Source organism: Nocardioides sp. P5_C9_2 (genome assembly GCF_054049555.1).
The window spans coordinates 1-6355 of the sequence record NZ_JBFUMD010000200.1 but is presented as its reverse complement, the minus strand read 5'-3'; the positions used below and the strand labels follow the sequence as shown (position 1 = coordinate 6355).

Below are 6355 nucleotides of genomic sequence, written 5' to 3'. Positions count from 1 at the left end.
GGTGTGGGCGATGGAGTCGCTCGTCGCCGGGCAGGTCGTCAACCGGATCACCGTCGACCCCGACACCGAGCGAGACGCCCTGGTCGCGCTGCAGCGGATGCTGGACCTCCCGGGCAAGTCGCACCGCGACTGAAGGGCACGGCGCACCGCGACTGAAGGGCGCGGCGCACCGCGAGCGGTCCTTGCCGCCCCCGCGCGGTGGACCAGCMACATTCCGCGAGCGCGGGACGTGGCTCACGCACCCCCGTCGTACKGCGACACGTGTCGGCCAGCCGGGGCGGTGCCCCAGCCACCTTCCACGTCCGGGACAGGTGGCTCACTCACCGCCCCGGACAGGGCCCGGTACCAACCCGGCGACCGACTCGGTCGATCAGTCCTCGACCGGCCACTCGGCGGCCCGGGCAGGCAGCGTGTCCAGCGCCTCGCTGAGGCGTTCGGCGCTGCGCAGCGCCCGGCCGACCAGGTCCTCGACGTCGTCACCACCGGTGGCGATCTCGTCCTGGGCCAGCTCGAGGGCGAGCGTCACCGCGGCCAAGGGGTTCTGGAGGTCGTGGCGCGCCCTCCGGGAGAAGGCCACGAGATCGTCGCGCGAGGTCACAGTCCGGGAGCATTCCACAACGCGAGCCAGCGCTGCAGGTCCCGCTCCATCGGGAGCTCGGCGGCGAGCTGGTCGCGTACGGCGATCTCGGTGAGGTTGTCGCGCTGGTGCGGCCCCGTCGGGGCGAAGGCGTAGAAGGTCCCCTGCTTGTAGAGGTAGACGAGGCCGAAGCGGCGGTCGTGCCCCGCGAAGCCGACCATCGAGCACAGCAGCCCGCCGGCGAAGCCCTGCTCCTCCAGCAACGTGTTGACCGCGTGCAGGTCGGTGCACAGGCCGGAGACGTCCGTGGGGTCGCCCTGCACGACCAGCCAGGTGAAGCCGAACTCGTCGCGGGAGACGGTGACGTCGGGCGCGTCCGGGTCGTCGTCGATCAGCCGGGTGATCTCGTCCTGGGTGCGGTCGAACGCCGCTCCTCCTGCCGAGCGGTAGCAGACCGACCCGACGCCGGTGGGGACGTAGCCCGCGGCGGTCTCCAGGGTGATCGCCGCACTGGGCACCAGGAACAGTGCGTCGAGGTCGTTGGCCGCCTCGCGACGGCGGCCGGTGACGGCGTCCAGCCAGCGCATCAGGCGCCGGGCCGGCCGAGCTCGGCCTGGATCCGGGCGAGCTGCTCGAGGCGCTGCTCGAGGGAGGGGTGGGTGGCGGTGAGCGTCCTGAGGCTGACCCCGCGCACCGCCGGGACGATGAACAGCGAGCTGACCGCGCGGCTGGAGCGCAGGTCCTTCTGCGGGATCGCGTCGGCGCCACCCGAGATCTTGGTCAGCGCCGAGGCCAGGGCCTGCGGGTTCATCGTCAGGTAGGCCCCCGACCGGTCGGCGCACAGCTCGCGGTAGCGCGACAGGAGCCGCAGCAGCACGAAGCTGATCGCGTAGACCACCAGGCTGATCGCGAGCGCGATCACCACCGCCGGCGCACCGCCGCTGTTGCTGCGGCGCCCCAGGGCGCCGAACTGCGCACCGCGGGTCAGCATCCCGGCGGCGATGCCGGCCGATGAGGCGACGGTCATCACCAGCACGTCGCGGTGAGCGACGTGACTGAGCTCGTGGGCCAGCACGGCCTCGAGCTCCTCGGCGGTCAGGGTGTTCAGGATCCCGGTGGTGACGCAGACGACCGCCCGCTCGGGCGAGCGCCCGGTGGCGAAGGCGTTGGGCAGCGCCATGTCGGCGATGCCCACGCGCGGCTTGGGCATGTCGGCCAGGGCACAGAGCCGGTCGATCATGCCGTGCAGCTCGGGCGCCTCCTGCGGAGTCACCTCGCGGGCGCGCATCGCCCGCATCGCCACCTTGTCGGAGGACCACCACTGGTAGAACGCCACCCCGATGCCGCCGACACCGATCAGGAGGGCGAAGACCGGGCTGCCCCGGAAGGCGAACATCATCCCGACGACGAGGGCGACGAAGAGCGCGCCGAGCAAGAACATGACCAGGGTCATGCGGGCGGTCAGGCCCGAGTCCTTGATGAAGCGGTTGGTGGCCATCGGTTCGGTGCGTGCTCCCTCAGCCGGGGATGAGGCCGTCGTCGGCCAGGAGCTCGCGCACCTCGTCGATGGTGGCGTCGCCGGGCGGCAGGATGAGGTCGGACTCGTCGAGGGAGTCGTCCGGGTGGTGCGTGCCGTGGTCGCGGACTCCGGCCAGCAGTGCCGCCAGGGCAGCGCGGAACTCGGCCTCGTCGCCTGCCTCGACCGTGGTCTCGACCGCACGGTCGAGCTCGTTGAGCGCCGCCACCGAGTCGTCCGGGACGTCGTACTGGCCCTCGCCGAGGATGCGGACGATCACGCTTGGCCTCCCTCGGAGACCGGGCGCTGGACGGGCTGCGCGGTCGACGACTCGTCGAGGATGTCGTTGTCGTCGCCGGCCTCGATGGCCTGCGGCTGCGAGGCACCCTTGAGGCGGGCGAGCTCGGCCTCGACGTCGGACTGGCTGCTCAGCGCGTCGAGCTCGCGTGCGATGTCGTCGCCGGAGTTGGTGGCGGTGACGTCGTCGAGGGCACCCGAGGCGATCAGCTCGTCGATGGCCCCGGCCCGGGCCTGCATCGAGGCCGTCTTGTCCTCGGCACGCTGGATGGCCATGCCGACGTCGCCCATCTCCTCGCCGATGCCGGAGACGGCCTCGCCGATGCGGGTCTGGGCCTCCGCAGCGGTGTAGTTGGCCTTGATCGTCTCCTTGCGGGTGCGGAAGGCCTCGACCTTGGCCTGGAGCCGCTGCTGCGCCAGCACCAGCTTCTCCTCCTCGCCCTGGAGGTTGGCGTGCTGGGCCTTGAGGTCGGTGATCTGCGAGGTGAGCCCCGACTTGCGGGTCAGGGCCTCACGGGCGAGGTCCTCGCGACCGGCACCGATGGCCTTCTCGGCCTGGCCCTGCAGCTTGGCCGACTGCGCCTCGAGCTGGTTGATCTGCAGCTCCACGCGCTTGCGGCTGGTGGCGACGTCGGCGACACCACGACGTACCTTGCTCAGCAGCTCGAGCTGACGCTGGTAGCTGTAGTCCAGCGTCTGGCGCGGGTCCTCAGCCTTGTCGAGCGCCTGGTTGGCCTTGGACTTGAAGATCAGGCTGATCCGCTTCATGAGACTCATGGGGGTGCGGCCCCTCTCGTGTGATGTCGCCCTCGTGTATGAGCCTTCACCCTAGGACCAAACCCAAGGCGCAGGTAGGTGGGGCCGGCGACGGTAGGCTGGGCCTCTCAGCACACTCACGCCAAAGGGTCCCCGTTGTTCCGTCGCAGCAAGTCCGAGTCCACCTCCTCCGTGGAGACCGACGCCACCGACACCAAGGTGAGCGGCAAGGGGCGGCCCACGCCGTCGCGCCGGGAGGCCGAGGCCGCCGCCAAGGCCCGCGCGAAGACCCCTCGCACGCGCAAGGAGCAGGCCGCCGCCCAGCGCGCCGCCCGCGGCGAGTCGAGCTCGCGGGTCCGCGAGGCCATGAAGAGCGGCGACGAGCGCTACCTCCCGCCGCGGGACAAGGGCCCGGTGCGGCGGTTCATCCGCGACTTCGTGGACGTGCGCTTCTCGTTCATCGAGCTGATGGTGCCGCTCCTGATCCTCACCATGATCCTGGGCTACTCCGGCAACGACTACCTCGCCAACGTGGGCAACACGATCCTGTTCGGGACGCTGCTGCTCGTGATCATCGACATGCTGGTGCTCAGGTTCCGGCTCCGACGCCAGCTCGTCAGCCGCTTCCCGGACGAGCCACTCAAGGGCACGACCTACTACGCCGTGATGCGGGCCCTCCAGATGAAGTTCATGCGGATGCCCAAGGCGCAGGTCAAGATCGGGCAGAAGCTCCCCGAGCACTACCGCTGAGCGTCGCCCCGCTGAGGCGTCCCACTCAGGCGTCGTAGTCGACGACCAGCCGCGCGCTGGTGGGGTGCGACTGGCAGGTGAGCACGTAGCCGCGCTCGATCTCCTCGGGCTCGAGGGCGTAGTTGACGTCCATCGCCACRCTGCCCTCCACGACCTTGGCCCGGCAGGTGCCGCACACGCCCCCCTTGCAGGCGAAGGGCACGTCGGAGCGCACCGCCTGGGCCGCCTCCAGGACCGAGGGTCCGTCCGGACGCAGCGCGAAGTCCGAGGCCCGGCCGTCGAGGCGGACGGTGACCGCGGCGGCGCCGTCGGGGGTCTCGGCGAGCGCGGCGACCGGCGCCCGCTCCACCGGCTCGGCGTGGAAGAGCTCGGTGTGGACCGCGGAGCGCGGGACACCGGCCCCGGTCAGCAACTCGCCCAGCTCCTCGACCATCTGCTGCGGGCCGCACAGGAACCACGCGTCGACGCGGTCGCGTGACACCAGCGCGTCGAGGATGCGGGTCAGCCGCTTGCCGTCGAGACGACCGGAGAGCAGGTCGACCTCGGTCGCCTCGCGGGACAGCACGTGCAGGAGCTGCAGCCGCGGCCCGTAGGTGTCCTTGAGGCCGGCCACCTCGTCGAGGAACATCACCGACCTGTGGGTGCGGTTGGCATAGACCAGGGTCACGAACGACCCCGGCTCGCCCTCGAGCAGGGCGGCCACGATCGACAGCACCGGGGTGATGCCGGATCCGGCGGCCACCGCGACGTACGTCTTCTCGGCCGTCGGTTCGGGGACGTGGGTGAACCGTCCGGCGGGCGTCATCACGTCGAGCTCGTCGCCGGGGGCGAGCGTGCCCACCACGACGTCGCTGAAGGCGCCACCGGGGAGCCGCTTGACGCCGATCCGCAGGGTGCCGGAGCTCGGGGGCACGCAGATCGAGTAGCTGCGGCGCTCGCCGTCGTCGCCCCGGATCGTCAGGTGCTGTCCCGGCGTGAACGCGTACTCGTCGCGCAGGTCGTCGGGGACCTCGAAGGAGATCGCGACGGCGTCGTCGGTCAGCGGGTCGACGCGTGCGACCCGCAGGGTGTGGAAGTCCATCAGAGGGCCTTGAAGTGGTCGAAGGGCTCCCGGCACGCACGGCACACCCACAGCGACTTGCAGGCCGTGGAGCCGAAGCGGCTGGACTCGCGCGTGTCGGGCGACCCGCACTGGGGGCAGCGGACGGAGAGGGTCAGGCCGATCGGTCCGTGGCTGCGCTCGGCCTCGGTCGGCGGCGGCGCGACGCCGTACTCCTCGAGGCGGGCGCGGCCCTGCGCGGTGATCTGGTCGGTCGACCACGCGGGTGAGAGGACGAACTCGACGGTGACGTGGAGGTACCCCTCCTCGCTGAGCCGGTCGATCAGGTCGGTGCGGATCGTCTCCATCGCCGGGCAGCCGGAGTACGTCGGCGTGACCTGCACGTGGACGCGTCCCTGGTCGTCCTCGGTGACGTCGCGGAGGATCCCGAGGTCCTCGATGGTGACGACGGGGAGCTCGGGGTCGAGCACGCGGGCAGCGACGCGCCAGGCCCGGGTGTCGCGGACGGTGTCGACGTCTCCGGCGCCGGTCACCACGTCGCCCCCGGGTGCGAGCGGGTCAGGTGCTGCATCTCGGCCAGCATCCGGCCGAGGTGCTCGGTGTGCAGGCCGGCACGGCCCCCCGGGACCCGCGCCGGCACGTCGGGCACCTCGAGCGTCGCCGACCGTACGACGTCGCCGAGACGCCGCAGGACCGGCTCGCGCAGGCTCGACGGGTCCACCGCCACGCCCGCGGCGACCAGCGCCGGGTCGAGGTGCGCGTCGTCGAAGAGCTCCGCGACCCAGGGCCACTCGGCGTCCAGCGCCGCCTGCATCCGGGCGTGGGACTCGCTCGTGCCGTCGCCGAGGCGCAGCACCCACCGGCTGGCGTGGTCCTGGTGGTAGGCGACCTCCTTGGAGGCCTTGGCCGCCACGGCGGCCAGGACGGGATCGGTGCTGCGCTGCAGCGCGGCGTACAGCTCGCCCTGCCAGGTGGAGAGCACGAGGAGGCGGGCCATGGCGACGCCGAAGTCCTCCTGGGGACGCTCGACGAGCTTGACGTTGCGGAAGTCCCGCTCGTCACGCCAGTAGGCGAGGTCGTCCTCGTCGCGTCCCTCCCCCTCCAGCTCGCCGGCGTGGGCCAGCAGCGCCCGGGCCTGGCCGAGCAGGTCGAGGCCGATGTTGGCCAGCGCGAGGTCCTCCTCGAGCTGCGGCGCGCGGCTGATCCACCAGCCCATGCGCTGGGCGGAGACGAGCGCGTCGTCGGCGAGGCCGAGGACGTAGTCGACGTGGGCGATCGGTGGGGTGGTCACAGGTGCTCGACCCCCTCCGGGACGTCGTAGAACGTCGGGTGGCGGTAGATCTTGTCGGCGGCCGGGTCGAAGAACGCGTCGCGCTCCTCGGGGCTGGAGGCGGTGATC

10 protein-coding genes are annotated in these 6355 nt (G+C 71.7%); 1 reads left to right on the top strand and 9 read right to left on the bottom strand.

The features are described from left to right. Nucleotides 1-370: 370 nt before the first annotated feature. Genes ACXJKL_RS11520 through ACXJKL_RS11500 form a run of 5 tightly spaced genes read right to left on the bottom strand, consistent with a single transcriptional unit; the run spans nt 371 to nt 3167 of the window. Nucleotides 371-598 carry a histidine kinase dimerization/phospho-acceptor domain-containing protein gene (locus tag ACXJKL_RS11520; protein ID WP_457207185.1) on the bottom strand — a complete coding sequence of 76 codons (228 nt, stop codon included), beginning with the start codon at nt 596-598 and terminating at the stop codon, nt 371-373. Beyond that, the gene (gene pspAB, locus ACXJKL_RS11515; RefSeq protein WP_457207184.1) at nt 595-1164 is read right to left on the bottom strand and encodes a PspA-associated protein PspAB; all 570 of its coding nucleotides are present in this window, start codon (nt 1162-1164) and stop codon (nt 595-597) included. Before pspAB ends, ACXJKL_RS11520 begins: the two co-directional genes overlap by 4 nt. After that, nucleotides 1164-2075 carry a zinc metalloprotease HtpX gene (gene htpX / locus ACXJKL_RS11510; RefSeq protein WP_457207183.1) on the bottom strand — a complete coding sequence of 304 codons (912 nt, stop codon included), beginning with the start codon at nt 2073-2075 and terminating at the stop codon, nt 1164-1166. The genes pspAB and htpX overlap by 1 nt, the downstream gene beginning before the upstream one ends. 19 nt (nt 2076-2094) lie before the next feature. Continuing rightward, nucleotides 2095-2373 carry a PspA-associated protein PspAA gene (gene pspAA / locus ACXJKL_RS11505; RefSeq protein WP_457207182.1) on the bottom strand — a complete coding sequence of 93 codons (279 nt, stop codon included), beginning with the start codon at nt 2371-2373 and terminating at the stop codon, nt 2095-2097. Next, complete coding sequence (locus ACXJKL_RS11500; RefSeq protein WP_457207181.1) at nt 2370-3167, bottom strand: PspA/IM30 family protein; 798 nt, start codon at nt 3165-3167, stop codon at nt 2370-2372. The genes pspAA and ACXJKL_RS11500 overlap by 4 nt, the downstream gene beginning before the upstream one ends. Before the next feature lie 135 nt (nt 3168-3302). Here ACXJKL_RS11500 and ACXJKL_RS11495 point away from each other — a divergent pair, with 135 nt between their 5' ends. Beyond that, nucleotides 3303-3896: a DUF3043 domain-containing protein gene (locus ACXJKL_RS11495; protein WP_457207180.1), complete on the top strand. Its 594-nt coding sequence runs from the start codon at nt 3303-3305 to the stop codon at nt 3894-3896. Nucleotides 3897-3921: 25 nt separating this feature from the next. Here ACXJKL_RS11495 and paaE read toward each other — a convergent pair whose 3' ends face one another. From paaE to ACXJKL_RS11475, 4 genes are read right to left on the bottom strand one after another with little or no spacing between them, the layout of a single operon-like run. Next, a complete protein-coding gene (gene paaE, locus ACXJKL_RS11490; RefSeq protein ID WP_457207179.1) occupies nt 3922-4977 on the bottom strand; it encodes a 1,2-phenylacetyl-CoA epoxidase subunit PaaE in 1056 nt (351 codons plus the stop codon). Then, nucleotides 4977-5489 (bottom strand): 1,2-phenylacetyl-CoA epoxidase subunit PaaD, encoded by a 513-nt coding sequence (gene paaD / locus ACXJKL_RS11485; RefSeq protein ID WP_457207178.1) that lies wholly within the window; start codon nt 5487-5489, stop codon nt 4977-4979. The genes paaE and paaD overlap by 1 nt, the downstream gene beginning before the upstream one ends. Continuing rightward, on the bottom strand, nt 5486-6247 hold the full coding sequence (gene paaC / locus ACXJKL_RS11480) for a 1,2-phenylacetyl-CoA epoxidase subunit PaaC (RefSeq protein ID WP_457207177.1): 762 nt from the start codon (nt 6245-6247) through the stop codon (nt 5486-5488). Before paaC ends, paaD begins: the two co-directional genes overlap by 4 nt. Then, nucleotides 6244-6354: a hypothetical protein gene (locus tag ACXJKL_RS11475; RefSeq protein WP_457207186.1), complete on the bottom strand. Its 111-nt coding sequence runs from the start codon at nt 6352-6354 to the stop codon at nt 6244-6246. The genes paaC and ACXJKL_RS11475 overlap by 4 nt, the downstream gene beginning before the upstream one ends. Nucleotide 6355: the final 1 nt, after the last annotated feature.